Origin of the sequence: Flavobacterium omnivorum (assembly GCF_900099915.1) — a bacterium.
Lineage (GTDB): Bacteria > Bacteroidota > Bacteroidia > Flavobacteriales > Flavobacteriaceae > Flavobacterium > Flavobacterium omnivorum.
Genome location: NZ_FNDB01000001.1, coordinates 169,222 through 184,389 on the forward strand (window position 1 = coordinate 169,222; position 15,168 = coordinate 184,389).

A 15,168-nucleotide genomic window follows, 5' to 3' on the forward strand; every position below is an offset into this window, starting at 1 on the left:
TATTTCATAAAAATAGGAAATATTTCACAAGTTACAATACCCACTTTTAGTGATATTTAAGCAAAAAAAAACCCTCTCGTAAATCAACAAGACGGTTTTAAAGTATATTTGGTTATGATTACACCTTCATGATTTCAGCTTCTTTCACCACTAAAAGTTCATCAATTTTACGAATAAACGTATTGGTTAAGTTTTGAACTTCATCTTCGGCAGATTTGCAAATGTCCTCTGAAGTCCCGTCTTTTTCCAGTTTTTTGATTTCGGTATTGGCATCTTTTCTGGCATTTCGAATACCCACTTTAGCATCTTCTGCTTCAACTTTGGCTTGTTTTGCTAGATCGCGTCTTCTTTCCTCTGTCAATGCGGGAACGCTAATGATAATTACATCGCCATTGTTCATTGGATTAAAACCAATGTTTGCAATCATAATTGCTTTTTCAATGACTTGCAGCATGTTTTTTTCAAAAGGCTGTAAAGTAATAGTTCTAGCATCTGGAACACTAATTTTTGAAACTTGAGATAGCGGTGTAGCAGATCCATAATAATCTACAAAAACACTTCCAAGCATGGCTGGAGATGCTTTTCCGGCACGAATATTCAAAAATTCTTTTTCTAAATGCGCAATTGAACCCGTCATGGATTCTTTGGTGCTATCTAAAATAAATTCAATTTCTTCAGTCATTTTTTTAAATTTTGATTTCCCTCTTTAGAATTTAGGGGCTATATATTTACTATGGTTCCTATGTTTTCTCCTGCACAAATTTTCAATAGATTTCCTACCTTGTTCATGTCGAAAACTACGATTGGTAATTTGTTTTCCTGGCTCAAGGTAAATGCAGTGGTATCCATTACATTCAATCCTTTTTTAAGTACGTCATCAAAGGTGATCGTATCAAATTTAATCGCTGCGGCATTTTTTTCCGGATCACAATCATACACTCCATCTACACGAGTTCCTTTTAGGATTACATTAGCATTGATTTCTATACCGCGTAAAACAGCAGCGGTATCTGTTGTAAAATAGGGATTTCCTGTACCTGCGCCAAAAATCACAATTCTTCCTTTTTCAAGATGACGATCTGCTCTTCTTTTAATGTAAGGTTCTGCTATGGATTCCATTTTCAATGCCGTTTGCAAACGGGTTTTCATCCCTTTTTCTTCCAGTGCTCCTTGTAATGCCATCCCATTGATAACAGTGGCTAGCATTCCCATATAATCTCCTTGAACTCGATCCATTCCTGCACTGGCTCCGGCAACTCCTCTAAAAATATTTCCACCACCTATTACAATGGCTATTTCTACTCCTTTGTCATGAATTTGCTTGATTTCGTCAGCATATTCAGCCAGTCTTTTTGGGTCAATTCCGTATTGCAAGTCGCCCATTAAAGCTTCGCCACTTAGTTTCAGAAGAATTCTTTTGTATTTCATGTGTGTGTTGAGTTGATTGGTGCAAATATAGAATATTCTTTTTTTTTTAATATAATGTTGCTTAAATTTTATAAACTAAGTTTTTCATACGATTTTTTTGCGGCTTCATAGCCAATAGTAAAAACCGCATCCATCTTTACTTTGCTGGTTTCAAAGGTGCTATACAGACACAAATCCTTTGGTTCTATAACCCAGTCGCAAATATTAAATTTATGCATATTTGAATTTGCCGAAAGTATATCAAAAGCCCGTGTAGTCACCGCTTTGATAGAACGCAAATCTTTGGCTTCAATTTTCTGGATTGGACTTACATAAACTCCTATTACTGTATCACATTGTCCTTGCAGAATATCGGTGGGGAAATGGTTTAGTATTCCGCCGTCACTATATATGCTCCCTTCGATCTCATACGGCGACAAAATTCCTGGAAAGGCAGAAGAGGCTAAAATAGCATCAACGATTTTTATTTTAGGACCAAACACTTTTAATTTTCCCCTAACCATATCAGTTGCTGTAATTTGAATTGGAATTTTCAAATCGCTTAAAACGGCATTTCCAAAAATACTGTGAAAATAAATGCGGAAGGATTCGGAATCAATTAGTCCTGCTTTTTTAAAAGTGAGGTGTTTCCAATGAAAAAGATAAATGGATTTGAAAAATTCCAAAATTTCTTCGGGTGTTTTTCCCCAAGCATACAATGCACCAACAATGGATCCCGCACTCGTGCCTGCTATTTGCGAAGGCTTAATATTTTGTTCTTCTAAAAATTTTATAACTCCAGCGTGTGCTAAACCTTTAGAGCCCCCGCCAGAAAGTACCAATCCTATCGACTTTGTTTTTAAATCCATTGTAACTATTTGTTATAAAATTACTCTTTTTGGCCAATTGAATGTGATATTTGTCATGATTAAAATTCAAATTTATGGTAACTTTGTTAAAAACAAAATATTCACTATGAAAATTCCAATAGCTAAAGCATTGTTTAATAGTCATTCCTATTTAGAATATAGAAAATTAATTGCCGATTTATTGCTTGATAAAAAATCAACCGGAAACGAACAATCAGAGGATTTAACCCATTATAGTGAGTTGAATGAAACCCGAATGAACCGTTTAGACAAAACGATAAAAATAACAGACGAAACTACCTCTCAACTAAAGGCGCTAAACGGAGAATACATTTGGTTGATAATTTCTGAAGGTTGGTGCGGTGATGCTGCACAATTGCTTCCTATCATGAATAAGATGGCAGTGGAATCTGGCAAAATAGAATTGAGAATTGTGCTGCGAGATGAAAACGAAGAGTTAATGAATTTGTTTTTAACTAATAACAAAAAAGCAATTCCCATAGTAGTATTTTTAGACAAAGAAACAGGAAGTGCTTTAGGAAAGTGGGGTCCAAGGCCGCAAGCTGCCGCAGAATTGGTAGCGGATTATAAAAAAGAATTTGGAGTTATCGATGAAACACTAAAAACCAATTTGCAACTTTGGTATTTGCATGATAAAGGCATAACTACTCAAAATGAGTTGGTGGGTGCAATGCTAGAATTAGATGCATAAGATGAAAGCTAAATTTATTTCCGAAGCTTAAAACAAACACTATTTTATTTGAAGGAAGAATTAATACGATCCTTCAAACCTAAATTATTAACATTTTCTCGAATTTAAATGTTTATACAGCGAAAAATTTCGTAAATTGCTCTTTGCCAACCAAGTCTATTATTTGATTTACTTTTTTATGGATGTTTAACTATTGTATAACAATTAAAAAAACATCATTATGAAAAATTTATTTGAGAGGGTTTATGATTATTTATCTTATTTACTATTTGGAGGTAAAGACGTAGCTAATTATTAACAGAAGGCAGTAGCCGGTTAGACAAAAAAAGTATGGTTTAAAACTACTTTAATTTTTTTAGAAAAAACACATCGCAAGTTCAATTACAGGATTTGTCATGTGTTTTTGCGTTTTGATAAGGATTTTACTTTAAAAAGTGATTAGAGAAAGACCTAAACTAATGCTTTCATTCTCTTTTAGATTGCCAAAAGGAATTTTAAATTGATTTAGTTCAATGAATATAATGAGGTTATCTGCAGTTTGTACACCCAAGCTTATTTTATTATAACCTCCTGTTAAAGCGCCGCGACCCAGAGCAATTGCTTTTCCTGAGCCCAATTGTAGCGCAAGTCTGGTATTGTCTCCTATTTTTGGACTTAATTTTAAATTAATATAAACAGGAACTATAACTAGTTTGTCGTACCATTTCCAATCTATTCCGGAATGAATGCCTAAAGCAATCCACTGTTTGTAAAGCAATCCAAACCCTATTTTACTACTCAGTCCATCAGGAAGGAACCAAGACTTATTCGTCTTTCCATTGGGATCTATTTCTCCGCGATCTGGGTTTCCTTTTAGAGGTATGGCTACGTCAAATTGTATGTAAGTGCGATTATCATTTTGCGAAAAAGTACAGCAGGTGATCAGGAAAACGAAAAGAATAGAAATTCTTAAATTATTAGGTGCTTTCAATTAGGCTAGCTTCAAATTGAACAACATCTATACCGTTGTTTACATCATAGTCACCAATTTTAGTTCGGCGTAAAACAGTTAAGTGAGAGCCGGAATGCATTGCTTTGCCAAAATCATAAGCCAAAGAACGAATATAAGTTCCCTTACTGCACACCACTCTAAAATCAATTATTGGAAGTGCTATCTTGGTAATTTCAAATTCATGTATTGTAGTTTTTCTACTGGCAATCTCAATGATTTCTCCTGCCCGAGCATGCTCATACAAGCGAACGCCATCTTTTTTTATAGCAGAATAAATCGGCGGTTTTTGATCGATTTCGCCCAGAAATTGCTTTAAAGTTTCATGAATTAGATTTTCGTCAATATGTTCCGTTGGAAAGGTTTGGTCAATTTCGGTTTCTAAATCATAGGAAGGTGTAGTTGCACCAATAAAGAATGTTCCGGTATATTCTTTCGCTTGTCCCTGAAGTTCGGTAATTCTCTTGGTAAATTTTCCGGTGCAAACTAATAATAATCCAGTAGCCAAGGGATCTAAAGTTCCGGCATGGCCAATCTTAAATTTCTTTGGAAGTCCCAGTTTATTAATTAGGGCATATTTCAATTTATTTACCGCCTGAAAGGAACTCCAATGTAAAGGTTTATCAATGAGTAAAATTTGTCCGTTTTGGTAGTCTTCGGCTGTTTTCAAAGGGAATTATTTAAAATATGAAAAGTAAATCAACAAAAATATTCCTACTATTATGCGGTACCAACCCCAAGGTTTAAAACCGTATTTTTTAATGATTTCGATAAAAAATTTAATCGCTAGTACAGCAACTATAAAAGCAATAACATTTCCTAATAAGAACATTTGTATGTTTTCATTTGATTTTAAAATCAATTCGTACCCTTTCATCTGTGAGGTTTCGTATGTTTTCAAGAATACAGAATAACAGGTCACGGCCATCATGGTAGGAACTGCTAAAAAGAAAGAGAATTCTGCTGCTACATGACGCGTTAATCCTTGTTGCATTCCTCCAATAATTGAAGCCGCAGAACGACTTGTTCCTGGCATCATTGCCAAGCATTGCCAAAAACCAATAATTACTGCTTTCTTTACAGTGATGTCTTCTTCTTTGATAACTGTTGGGTTTTGAAACCGACTGTCGATAAAAAGCAAAATAATCCCACCCAGTATCAATACAATCGCAATAGGAATTGGATCACCAAGGATGGCTTCAATCTTGTCATCAAATAACTTTCCTAAAACCAACGCTGGAATTACAGCAAATACAAGTTTAATATAAAAGTTGAATTTGGAGAAATCGAAAAATTTTTTCCAATACAAAGCTACAACAGCCAAAATGGCTCCAAACTGAATAGAAACTTGAAATAGTTTTACAAAATCATCCTCTTGAATTCCAAAATAAGAACTCATAAAAACCATGTGAGCAGTTGAAGAGACAGGAAGATATTCCGTTAATCCTTCGATAATGGCAATTAAAAAAGCCTGTATTATATTCATTTATGCTTTTTTTGGATTTTTAAGAATCGCATAAATGGTAATTCCAAAACCAATTAAAACGGTAGTTGGCGCCAATCGAATTCTACGGAAGTTAAAGATTTCCTCACTAAACACATTAGGATCGTCACTTCCGCCTCCCGACATTAGAATAAATCCTAAGGCAATTACTCCAATTCCAATCAGTAGAATTTTGTAGTTTATTTTGTCAAAAAGAAATTCGGGTTGCTGTTCGTTATTTTTCATTTATGCTGAATTTTAATACTTTTTTTTAAAATCTGTAGTCTAAATAGTTTGTCTACACTCTAAAATTAATAAAGGTCATCTGTTCTTAAATTCAAGAAACGTTGCGTTGCAAAGTAAGTACTTAACCACGTGATTAGTATCCCAATACCTAAAACCGTTAGTAATACTAGTCCAATCATTGCTTTGTCTTCCAGTATACCAAGATTTGGAAAACTAGTTTCCACGTAAATTAAAACTCCTACAAGTGCTACAACAGCTAGCGCAGCTCCAATCATTCCTAATTTGATGCTGCGCATCACAAAAGGTTTTCTAATAAATGATTTTGTAGCTCCCACCATTTGCATGGTTTTAATAATAAATCGGTTAGAATGGATGGACAAGCGTAAGGAACTATTAATTAGTAAGACCGCTATAACAGCTAGAAATCCGCTGATAATTAAAATCCACATACTCACTTTTTTGATGTTGTCGTTCACTAAATTGACCAATTGTTTATCATAAACAATATCTGAAATCATAGTGTTTTGGTGCAGGCCAGCTTCTATTTTTGTAATGCTATCTTTAATAACATAATCTCCTTTTAAATGGATATCATAAGAATTCTGCAATGGGTTTTCACCTAGAAAGGTCATGAAATCTTCACCAATAATATCAGTATGTTCTTTAGCAGCATCTTCTTTGGTAACGTACTTGTATGATTTTACAAAAGGACTTGCTTTTAATTGAGTACCAAAAGCTTTCACAATACTATCCTTGGCTTCATTTTTAAAAAAAACCGTCATGGCAATATTTTCTTTGAAATCGTTGGCTAATTTTTTAGAATTTATAATGAAAAGGCCTAATATTCCCAGTAGAAATAAAACTAAGAATACACTTAGTACTACTGAAAAATAAGAGGAAATTAAACGGCGTTTTTGAAAATTATCAAAGGAAGAACTCATAGTTTACTAAAATTATTGGGTAAAAATAATAAAGAATTTCTTTATTTAAAGTTAATAACGCTCAAAGTTTCAACTTTCGTACAATAAACGTAAATTTGGCACTTGAAAATAATCATTGCCAGAAAAAATGAAAGGAACTGACTTAGCCAGTTTCTCTGAAGCTTATACTATGAAATACAATCCAAACGAAATTGAAGCCAAGTGGCAAAAATATTGGTTAGAAAACCAAACATTTAAAGCCGAAAACAACTCAGAAAAACCTAAGTATTATGTACTTGACATGTTTCCTTATCCATCTGGAGCGGGATTGCACGTAGGGCATCCGCTGGGATATATCGCCTCTGATGTGTATTCCAGATACAAAAGACACCAAGGTTTTAATGTGTTGCATCCCATGGGTTACGACAGTTTTGGATTGCCTGCGGAACAGTATGCGATACAAACGGGTCAACGTCCCGAAGATACTACTTCAGTAAATATTGATGGTGGAGTTGATAAAGAAGGAAATGTAATTGCTGGTTACAGAAAACAATTAGATAAAATAGGTTTCTCATTTGATTGGAGTAGAGAAGTACGAACTTCAAATCCGGATTATTACAAGCATACACAATGGATTTTTATCCAATTATTTAATTCTTGGTACAATAAAAACAGCGATAAAGCGGAAGATGTTTCGACTTTGATTTCCATTTTCGAAAGAGAAGGTAACGCAAATGTCAACGCCGTATGTGATGAAAGTATTGAAGGGTTTTCAGCAAGTGAATGGAGTGCTTTCGCAAAAGAGACGCAGGAGAAAATTTTGCTGCAATACAGATTGACGTATTTAGCAGAGACTGAAGTAAACTGGTGCCCGGGATTAGGAACCGTTTTGGCAAATGACGAAATTGTAAATGGTGTTTCTGAACGTGGCGGTTTTACAGTGGTACGAAAAAAAATGACGCAATGGAGCATGCGAATTTCGGCTTATGCAGAACGTTTGTTGCAAGGTTTGAATGATATTGATTGGAGCGAAAGTATCAAGGAAAGTCAAAGAAACTGGATTGGAAAATCAGTTGGAGCGACTGTTTCTTTCAAAGTCGAAAGTCAAAAGTCGAAAGTCGAAAGCGTGCAACAATTTATCGATGTGTTTACAACACGTCCCGATACAATTTTTGGAGTTACGTTCATGACATTGGCTCCGGAACACGAATTAGTTTCACAAATTACAACTGCAGAACAAAAATCGGAAGTGGATGCTTATATAGAAAAAACGTCAAAACGTTCCGAAAGAGAGCGTATGGCCGATGTAAAAACTATTTCTGGAGTATTTACAGGAGCGTATGCAGAACATCCGTTTACCAAAGAACCAATTCCGGTTTGGATTGGCGATTATGTCCTTGCGGGTTACGGAACAGGCGCAGTTATGGCGGTTCCTTGTGGAGACGAAAGAGATTACGCTTTTGCGAATTTCTTCAAAGGGCAACAAGGTATGTCAGGCATTAAAAATATTTTCGACAAAGATATATCTGAAGCTGCTTATGGAGCCAAAGAAGGTTTTCAATTAGTAGATTCTGATTTTCTAAATGGATTAGATTACAAAAAAGGAACTCAAAAAGTAATTGCAGCATTGGAAGAAATCAATCACGGAAAGGGAAAAATCAATTACCGTTTGCGTGATGCCGTTTTCTCTCGCCAGCGTTATTGGGGAGAACCGTTTCCTGTATATTATGTGAATGGTTTGCCGCAAATGATTGATGCGCAACATTTGCCAATCATCTTGCCGGAAGTGGAGAAATATTTACCAACTGAAGACGGTTTACCGCCTTTAGGAAACGCTACGGTTTGGGCTTGGGATAGTGTTAATAATAAAGTTGTTTCTACTGATCTTGTCAACCCGAGCGCAGTCGAGGGTCAAACCATATTTCCTTTAGAATTGAACACGATGCCCGGTTGGGCGGGAAGTTCATGGTATTGGATGCGTTATATGGATGCGCACAATGAGAATGAGTTTGCCAGCAAAGACGCACTTGCGTATTGGGAAAGTGTTGATTTATACATTGGCGGAAGCGAACACGCCACCGGACATTTATTGTATTCCCGTTTTTGGAATAAATTCCTAAAAGATAAAGGTTTTGCACCAACCGAAGAGCCATTCAAAAAGCTGATTAATCAGGGAATGATTTTGGGGATGAGCGCGTTTGTACATAGACTTGATATTACAACGGTAACTGGAGATAGGAATTTAAATGGAGTCGATAATGTAGGTTCTAATTTAGGAAAGATATTTATATCTTATGATTACGTAAAAGAATTAAATAATTTTTTTAAGGAAATTAATGCAGACAACGGATTATTTGTAGAACTCAAACTTGATGGTGCTTATTATAATAATGAGAAGCTTAACAATAAAGTTTTAGATAATTTAAGTAAAAAAGTACTTGAAAAAAGTCCTTCAACTACTGAAATTACATTGTATAACGATTCTATTAATAAGATACATTCAGATGTTAATTTTGTTAATGCTTCAGATGAATTAGATATTGAAAGATTTAAAGCTTGGAGAGAAGATTATAAAGATGCAATTTTTATTACCGAAGAAAACGGAAAACACATAGTCGGTCGCGAAATCGAAAAAATGTCGAAATCGAAATACAATGTGGTAACGCCTGATGATATTTGTAATGAATACGGTGCAGACACCTTGCGTTTGTATGAAATGTTTTTAGGACCTTTGGAACAAGCGAAACCATGGAACACGGCAGGAATTTCTGGAGTTTTTGGATTCTTGAAAAAACTGTGTCGTTTGTATTTTGATGATAATGGTTTGATTGTTTCTAATGACGCACCAACCAAAGACAACTTGAAATCATTGCACAAAACTATCAAAAAAGTAGCAGAAGATATTGAAGGTTTCTCTTTTAATACGTCGGTTTCTCAATTTATGATTTGTGTGAATGAATTGTCAACTCAAAACTGTCATTCTCGTGCAATCTTGGAGCCATTAGCCATTGTGATTTCACCTTACGCACCACACATCGCCGAAGAATTATGGTCGTTACTAGGAAATGCAGGTTCGATTGCGACAGTTGTTTTTCCTGCTTTTGAAGCTAAATATTTAGTGGAGAGCGAAAAGGAATATCCAGTTTCTTTCAACGGAAAAATGCGTTTCACGATGGTTTTACCTTTGGATTTAACCAAGGAACAAATCGAGGAAATCGTAATGAAAGACGAAAGAACCATCAAACAATTAGAAGGCAGAATACCTAATAAGGTGATTATCGTTCCGGGAAAAATCATCAATTTGGTGGGATAAATTTTTTAATGATTTTGTAGAGACGCACCGTAGAGACGCACTGCAGTGCGTCTCTACAATCACAATCTTAACAATCAAATAATCTGCGCAAATCCGTTTTATCTGCGTTATCCGTGTTCCATTTCCCTAATGCCAAATTGACATTTTAAAAAATTGGTTCAGATTTTGCTATTTCTTTCATAACTTTAAACATTACACTTAAAAAACAAAAATATGGGAATGGGTTATTTGATTCTTGCCGGAGCCATTATGCTTTTCAGCTGGTTAGTTAGTTCAAGACTAAAAAGTAAATTTGAACATTATTCTAAATTACAATTACAAAACGGAATGTCAGGCGCTGAAATTGCCGAAAAAATGCTTGCTGATAACGGAATTCGGGACGTAAGAGTGATCTCTACTCCGGGACGTTTGACGGATCATTACAATCCGGTAGATAAAACGGTGAACTTGAGTGAAGCGGTTTATAACCAACGAAATGCCGCTGCTGCTGCTGTTGCAGCACATGAATGTGGTCACGCCGTACAACATGCGGTAGGCTACCAATGGCTTACGATGCGCTCTAAATTAGTGCCAGTAGTGAATGTGGCTTCCACATACATGCAATGGATTTTGCTTGGAGGAATCTTGATGATGAAAACTTTCCCATCATTATTGTTGATTGGAATCATCATTTTTGCAGCAACCACTTTGTTTTCGATAGTTACGTTACCGGTCGAGTATGATGCGAGTCATCGTGCATTAGCTTGGTTAGAGAACAAAAGAATGCTGACGCAACAAGAACAAGCAGGAGCTAAAGATTCCCTAAAATGGGCTGCCAGAACCTATGTAGTGGCTGCTTTAGGTTCTATTGCCACGCTACTGTATTACGTTTCTATTTATATGGGCGGAAGTAGAAGAGATTAACACTTTTTGAAGGAAATATATAATCCGTCTTGTGAAAACAAGGCGGATTTTTTCTGTCAAAAAACTAAAAAAACTATAATTGAATCTGTCGGTCGATTTGTTGGTCTAATGAAATGAAGGTTTCTGTTCTGGAAACGCCCTCTATCGCTTGGATTTTAGTATTGAGTAACTGCATTAAATGCTCGTTATCGCGACAAATAATTTTTATTAGAATCGACCAGTTTCCCGTGGTGTAATGGCATTCCAATACTTCAGGAATTTTCTTTAAATCTCTTACGGCCTCTGGATTTCTGGCAGCTTTGTCTAAATAAATCCCAACAAAAGCCATCGTATTGTATCCTAAAATTTTGTTGTTTACCGTAAACTTAGATCCCGAAATCACACCAGATTGTTCCAGTTTTCTCAAACGTTGATGAATTGCGGCTCCTGAAATGCCTATTTTATTGGCAATTTGAAGAATTGGTTTTCGGGCATCTTCCATTAGATCTCTCAAAATTTCTTTATCGATGCCGTCAATTTCTACGATTAGGGAATTGATTTTCATAAGTTGTTATTTTAAACTAAAATATGGAGCTTAGTTTGAATTGGAAATCAAATTTAAGTAAAAAACGATTAGTGTAGATAATAAGCCATCTGATTTATAATTTAAGCAAAAAAAGCCATTCGGATTGCGAATGGCTTTTGTATAGGTAGAAAGTAGTTTTTTATTTTCCCTTATTAACTTCGGCAATGTACTTTTCCAAAGCCATAGTCATCGAAGGTGTTGCTGGAGTTGGGGCAAGAATGTCTACTCTTAAACCGTGATCCAACGCTTCTTTTTGTGTCGTACTTCCAAAAACTGCAATTCGAGTATTATTTTGTTCGAAATCTGGAAAGTTCATAAACAATGATTTTATTCCGGTTGGACTAAAGAAAGCCAAAACGTCATAATATACATCGGCTAAATCAGATAAATCACTCATCACCGTTCTGTAAAATACAGCTGGCGTCCAGTCTACTTTTAAAGCATTTAACGTCATAGGCGCATCAGCATTTAATTGATCTGAAGCAGGTAATAAGAATTTTTCGTCTTTATATTTTTTTATTAGTGGAGATAAATCGGCAAAATCTTTTGGTCCAACATAGATTTTACGTTTTCGATACACTACGTATTTTTGAAGATAAAAAGCGATAGCTTCTGATTGACAGAAATATTTTAATCCTTCAGGAACTTTAAAGCGCATTTCATCCGCTACTCTAAAAAAGTGATCAACAGCATTTTTACTTGTTAAAATAATCGCTGTGTAATGGTTAAGATCAATTTTTTGAAGTCTAATCTCCTTGGCATTAACTCCTTCTACATGAATAAAAGGTCTGAAATCAATTTTTACTTTATGCTTTTGTTGAAGTTCAAAGTAAGGTGAATTTTCCACCTTAGGCTCAGGTTGTGACACCAAAATTGTTTTCACTTTCATATATGACGTTTTCTAAGCACTCCCTTTTGTAAACCAATAATACATAAAATAATAGGGAGCTATTTCGAGAGCGCAAAGATATAAAATAAAATAAAACAACTTACCGAATATTAAATTTTGATAATTTTTTATTGAAATCAAATAAGTCAAAACATTGATTACTAGTATTATGGCAATAATAACTAGAGGAATATTTCTTGAAAAGGAGTCGTAATAAAACAAAATAATATTAAAAGGCAGTATGAATAATCCAATATAGGTTCTGTAAGTCACCTTTTGCAGGTTAAACTGCTCCATAAATTCCTCAATATTAAAGGATGTAGCTATTATTTTTTCAATCAAATATTTAGATAGGATAAAGAAAACTAAGAACGTGAATATCTGAATGTAAAGCAGCCAATCTGTTTTTGAGACGTAACCAAAATAACTCAACGATATTTGAATAAAAAAAGCAAGGGAAATGACCTGAACGAAAAACAAACCAAGGGTAAAGCCACTTCTTAAATGAGCGCTGTCTCTATATACTTTGGTATATTTATTAGAAAAAAGCAGGTTGGCAAAATCACCAAATCGATTTTCGAATACAGATTTAGTAATGGCAACAATAGCAAATGACAGTACAAATAGAACTGTTGCCCAGTCTTTGCTGTCCGTTATTCTGGGATGAAGTATAGTTTCGATCATAACACGGCAAAATTACTAATTTTTCTATCATTCTTTTTATTATAATTTTATTAAGGTTCAAATGGCATAAAAAGTTTACTTTTGCCGTGAAATTAGTCGAAATATGAATGATTGTATTGTTATAATTCCAACCTATAACGAAATTGAAAATATTGAAAGCATTATTCGATCGGTGCTTTCGCAAAAAAAATCTTTTCACGTTCTAATAATTGATGATAATTCGCCGGATCACACTGCTGATAAGGTTGTTTTACTTCAATCAGAATTTGAGGGTAGATTGTTTTTGGAAAAAAGAAACAAAAAGTCAGGTTTAGGTACCGCTTATGTTCATGGATTCAGATGGGCCTTGAATCATAAGTATGATTATGTTTTTGAAATGGATGCTGATTTTTCCCATAATCCCAATGATTTAGAAAAATTGTACAGTGCATCTCATTTTGGCGATGCCGACTTAGCCATTGGTTCTCGTTATGTGACCGGTGTAAATGTTGTAAACTGGCCATTGAGTAGGGTCTTAATGTCCTATTTTGCCTCTGTATATGTCCGAATGATTACGGGTATGAAAATTCATGATGCTACTGCTGGGTTTGTTTGTTACAAAAGAAAAGTTCTAGAAGATATAAATTTAGATAAGATTAAATTTGTGGGGTACGCTTTTCAAATTGAAATGAAATACAGAACGTATTGTAAAAAGTTTCAGATTGTTGAGGTTCCCATAATTTTTACCGATCGGACGAAAGGACAATCCAAAATGAGTAATTCAATAATCGTTGAAGCTGTTTTTGGAGTTATTGCACTTAGATTAAAAAGATTAGTCAACTCATTATAAGAAAAAGAATACAATGAACAGGGTTTTAATTAAGAATGCCAAAATAGTAAATGAAGGAGTGATTTTTGAGGGCGATGTGTTAATTGAAAATGACTTAATTGTTGAAATTTCAGAAAGTATTAGTGCCAAGTCATCCGAATGTAAAATTATTGACGCCGAAGGTAATTATCTAATTCCTGGTGCGATTGATGACCAAGTGCATTTTAGAGAACCAGGACTAACGTATAAAGGCGATATTGAGTCCGAATCTAAGGCGGCAGTTGCAGGTGGAATTACCTCTTATATCGAACAGCCTAATACGATTCCGAATGCGGTTACCCAAGAAATATTAGAACAAAAATACGAGTTGGCTGCCCAAAAATCATATGCAAATTATTCGTTTATGATGGGTGCAACCAATGATAATTTAGAGGAAGTTTTAAAGACAAATCCAAAGAATGTTGCCGGAATCAAAATATTCTTAGGATCTTCAACAGGCAATATGTTGGTGGATAATGAAGCTACTTTAGAGAAAATATTTTCCAGTACACCCATGCTAATTGCGGTACACTGTGAAGATGAAACTACCATAAAAAATAATTTAGAGAAATACAAAGCTGAGTTTGGAGAGGATGTACCCATTACAGCTCATCATCTCATTCGAAGTGAAGAGGCCTGTTATATTTCATCATCCAAAGCAGTTGCACTTGCCAAGAAAACAGGTGCTCGTTTGCATGTATTTCATCTTTCGACGGCCAAAGAAATGGATTTATTCTCGAACAAAATTCCATTGGAAGACAAAAAAATTACAGCTGAAGTTTGTATTCACCATTTGTGGTTTACCAATGATGATTATGCTACCAAAGGAAATCTTATCAAGTGGAATCCAGCAGTAAAAACGGCAAATGATCGAAAAGTACTTTGGGAAGCCTTGCTGGATGATCGAATCGATGTGATAGCTACAGATCATGCACCACACACTTTAGAAGAAAAGAAACAATCCTATTTGAATGCGCCTTCCGGTGGGCCACTAGTTCAACACGCTGTTGTAGCTATGTTTGAAGCTCATCATCAAGGGAAAATAAGTGTTGAGAAAATTGTGGAGAAAATGTGTCATAATCCAGCTAAAATTTTCAAAATAGAAAAACGTGGCTTTATCAAAGAAGGCTACTATGCGGATTTGGTTATCGTCAATTCAGGTTTGCCTTGGAGTGTAAAAAAAGAAAATATTTTGGCTAAATGTGGTTGGTCTCCTTTTGAAGGATTCACGTTTAAATCCAGAATTACCCATACTTTTGTAAACGGACAATTGGTTTACAATGCTTTTAAAGTAAAAGATGTTCGCGCAGGGAAACGATTATTATTCGAGAGATAAAAATTT

At 35.0% G+C, this 15,168-nt stretch carries 16 protein-coding genes; 5 read left to right on the forward strand and 11 right to left on the reverse strand.

Annotated features, from left to right (window positions below; all coding sequences use genetic code 11):
* Positions 1–118 precede the first annotated feature (118 nt).
* The 3 genes from frr to BLS90_RS00800 form a co-directional block, all read right to left on the reverse strand.
* Complete coding sequence (gene frr, locus BLS90_RS00790; protein WP_066075279.1) at positions 119–682, reverse strand: ribosome recycling factor; 564 nt, start codon at positions 680–682, stop codon at positions 119–121.
* Positions 683–720: 38 nt separating this feature from the next.
* On the reverse strand, positions 721–1,428 hold the full coding sequence (gene pyrH, locus BLS90_RS00795; protein ID WP_091253881.1) for a UMP kinase: 708 nt from the start codon (positions 1,426–1,428) through the stop codon (positions 721–723).
* Positions 1,429–1,496: 68 nt separating this feature from the next.
* Positions 1,497–2,276 (reverse strand): patatin-like phospholipase family protein, encoded by a 780-nt coding sequence (locus BLS90_RS00800; RefSeq protein WP_091253883.1) that lies wholly within the window; start codon positions 2,274–2,276, stop codon positions 1,497–1,499.
* Between the two features lie 106 nt (positions 2,277–2,382).
* On the opposite strand from BLS90_RS00800, the gene BLS90_RS00805 reads away from it, so the two are divergent.
* Positions 2,383–2,988: a thioredoxin family protein gene (locus BLS90_RS00805; RefSeq protein WP_091254608.1), complete on the forward strand. Its 606-nt coding sequence runs from the start codon at positions 2,383–2,385 to the stop codon at positions 2,986–2,988.
* 427 nt (positions 2,989–3,415) lie between these two features.
* Here BLS90_RS00805 and BLS90_RS00810 read toward each other — a convergent pair whose 3' ends face one another.
* The 5 genes from BLS90_RS00810 to BLS90_RS00830 all read right to left on the reverse strand — a co-directional run bounded on the left by BLS90_RS00810 (position 3,416) and on the right by BLS90_RS00830 (position 6,646).
* The gene (locus tag BLS90_RS00810) at positions 3,416–3,958 is read right to left on the reverse strand and encodes a hypothetical protein (protein ID WP_245705017.1); all 543 of its coding nucleotides are present in this window, start codon (positions 3,956–3,958) and stop codon (positions 3,416–3,418) included.
* Entirely contained in the window at positions 3,945–4,646 is a 702-nt protein-coding gene (gene truB, locus BLS90_RS00815; RefSeq protein WP_091253886.1) for a tRNA pseudouridine(55) synthase TruB, read from the reverse strand. Before truB ends, BLS90_RS00810 begins: the two co-directional genes overlap by 14 nt.
* Positions 4,647–4,652: 6 nt before the next feature.
* Positions 4,653–5,462 carry an undecaprenyl-diphosphate phosphatase gene (locus BLS90_RS00820; RefSeq protein ID WP_091253889.1) on the reverse strand — a complete coding sequence of 270 codons (810 nt, stop codon included), beginning with the start codon at positions 5,460–5,462 and terminating at the stop codon, positions 4,653–4,655.
* The gene (locus BLS90_RS00825; RefSeq protein ID WP_091253891.1) at positions 5,463–5,705 is read right to left on the reverse strand and encodes a DUF3098 domain-containing protein; all 243 of its coding nucleotides are present in this window, start codon (positions 5,703–5,705) and stop codon (positions 5,463–5,465) included.
* Positions 5,706–5,770: 65 nt separating this feature from the next.
* Complete coding sequence (locus BLS90_RS00830) at positions 5,771–6,646, reverse strand: cell division protein FtsX (RefSeq protein ID WP_091253893.1); 876 nt, start codon at positions 6,644–6,646, stop codon at positions 5,771–5,773.
* 169 nt (positions 6,647–6,815) lie between these two features.
* Here BLS90_RS00830 and BLS90_RS00835 point away from each other — a divergent pair, with 169 nt between their 5' ends.
* On the forward strand, positions 6,816–9,938 hold the full coding sequence (locus BLS90_RS00835) for a leucine--tRNA ligase (RefSeq protein ID WP_091254614.1): 3,123 nt from the start codon (positions 6,816–6,818) through the stop codon (positions 9,936–9,938).
* A 213-nt stretch (positions 9,939–10,151) separates the two neighbouring features.
* Positions 10,152–10,841: a zinc metallopeptidase gene (locus BLS90_RS00840; protein ID WP_175455407.1), complete on the forward strand. Its 690-nt coding sequence runs from the start codon at positions 10,152–10,154 to the stop codon at positions 10,839–10,841.
* A 73-nt stretch (positions 10,842–10,914) separates the two neighbouring features.
* Here BLS90_RS00840 and BLS90_RS00845 read toward each other — a convergent pair whose 3' ends face one another.
* The 3 genes from BLS90_RS00845 to BLS90_RS00855 all read right to left on the reverse strand — a co-directional run bounded on the left by BLS90_RS00845 (position 10,915) and on the right by BLS90_RS00855 (position 12,979).
* Positions 10,915–11,385 (reverse strand): Lrp/AsnC ligand binding domain-containing protein, encoded by a 471-nt coding sequence (locus BLS90_RS00845; RefSeq protein WP_073352582.1) that lies wholly within the window; start codon positions 11,383–11,385, stop codon positions 10,915–10,917.
* Positions 11,386–11,545: 160 nt separating this feature from the next.
* Positions 11,546–12,295: a uroporphyrinogen-III synthase gene (locus tag BLS90_RS00850; protein WP_091253896.1), complete on the reverse strand. Its 750-nt coding sequence runs from the start codon at positions 12,293–12,295 to the stop codon at positions 11,546–11,548.
* Between the two features lie 12 nt (positions 12,296–12,307).
* Positions 12,308–12,979 carry a DUF4271 domain-containing protein gene (locus tag BLS90_RS00855; protein ID WP_091253899.1) on the reverse strand — a complete coding sequence of 224 codons (672 nt, stop codon included), beginning with the start codon at positions 12,977–12,979 and terminating at the stop codon, positions 12,308–12,310.
* 103 nt (positions 12,980–13,082) lie between these two features.
* On the opposite strand from BLS90_RS00855, the gene BLS90_RS00860 reads away from it, so the two are divergent.
* Positions 13,083–13,808 carry a polyprenol monophosphomannose synthase gene (locus BLS90_RS00860; protein WP_091253902.1) on the forward strand — a complete coding sequence of 242 codons (726 nt, stop codon included), beginning with the start codon at positions 13,083–13,085 and terminating at the stop codon, positions 13,806–13,808.
* Positions 13,809–13,821: 13 nt separating this feature from the next.
* The gene (locus tag BLS90_RS00865) at positions 13,822–15,162 is read left to right on the forward strand and encodes a dihydroorotase (RefSeq protein ID WP_091253905.1); all 1,341 of its coding nucleotides are present in this window, start codon (positions 13,822–13,824) and stop codon (positions 15,160–15,162) included.
* The last annotated feature ends 6 nt before the right edge of the window (positions 15,163–15,168 follow it).

What these genes read in the sequence shown, in the direction of transcription:
- frr (WP_066075279.1), bottom strand. Translation starts at nt 682, where the DNA reads ATGACTGAAGAAATTGAATTTATTTTAGATAGCACCAAAGAATCCATG.
- pyrH (WP_091253881.1), bottom strand. Translation starts at nt 1,428, where the DNA reads ATGAAATACAAAAGAATTCTTCTGAAACTAAGTGGCGAAGCTTTAATG.
- BLS90_RS00800 (WP_091253883.1), bottom strand. Translation starts at nt 2,276, where the DNA reads ATGGATTTAAAAACAAAGTCGATAGGATTGGTACTTTCTGGCGGGGGC.
- BLS90_RS00805 (WP_091254608.1), top strand. Translation starts at nt 2,383, where the DNA reads ATGAAAATTCCAATAGCTAAAGCATTGTTTAATAGTCATTCCTATTTA.
- BLS90_RS00820 (WP_091253889.1), bottom strand. Translation starts at nt 5,462, where the DNA reads ATGAATATAATACAGGCTTTTTTAATTGCCATTATCGAAGGATTAACG.
- BLS90_RS00825 (WP_091253891.1), bottom strand. Translation starts at nt 5,705, where the DNA reads ATGAAAAATAACGAACAGCAACCCGAATTTCTTTTTGACAAAATAAAC.
- BLS90_RS00830 (WP_091253893.1), bottom strand. Translation starts at nt 6,646, where the DNA reads ATGAGTTCTTCCTTTGATAATTTTCAAAAACGCCGTTTAATTTCCTCT.
- BLS90_RS00835 (WP_091254614.1), top strand. Translation starts at nt 6,816, where the DNA reads ATGAAATACAATCCAAACGAAATTGAAGCCAAGTGGCAAAAATATTGG.
- BLS90_RS00840 (WP_175455407.1), top strand. Translation starts at nt 10,152, where the DNA reads ATGGGAATGGGTTATTTGATTCTTGCCGGAGCCATTATGCTTTTCAGC.
- BLS90_RS00845 (WP_073352582.1), bottom strand. Translation starts at nt 11,385, where the DNA reads ATGAAAATCAATTCCCTAATCGTAGAAATTGACGGCATCGATAAAGAA.
- BLS90_RS00850 (WP_091253896.1), bottom strand. Translation starts at nt 12,295, where the DNA reads ATGAAAGTGAAAACAATTTTGGTGTCACAACCTGAGCCTAAGGTGGAA.
- BLS90_RS00855 (WP_091253899.1), bottom strand. Translation starts at nt 12,979, where the DNA reads ATGATCGAAACTATACTTCATCCCAGAATAACGGACAGCAAAGACTGG.
- BLS90_RS00860 (WP_091253902.1), top strand. Translation starts at nt 13,083, where the DNA reads ATGAATGATTGTATTGTTATAATTCCAACCTATAACGAAATTGAAAAT.
- BLS90_RS00865 (WP_091253905.1), top strand. Translation starts at nt 13,822, where the DNA reads ATGAACAGGGTTTTAATTAAGAATGCCAAAATAGTAAATGAAGGAGTG.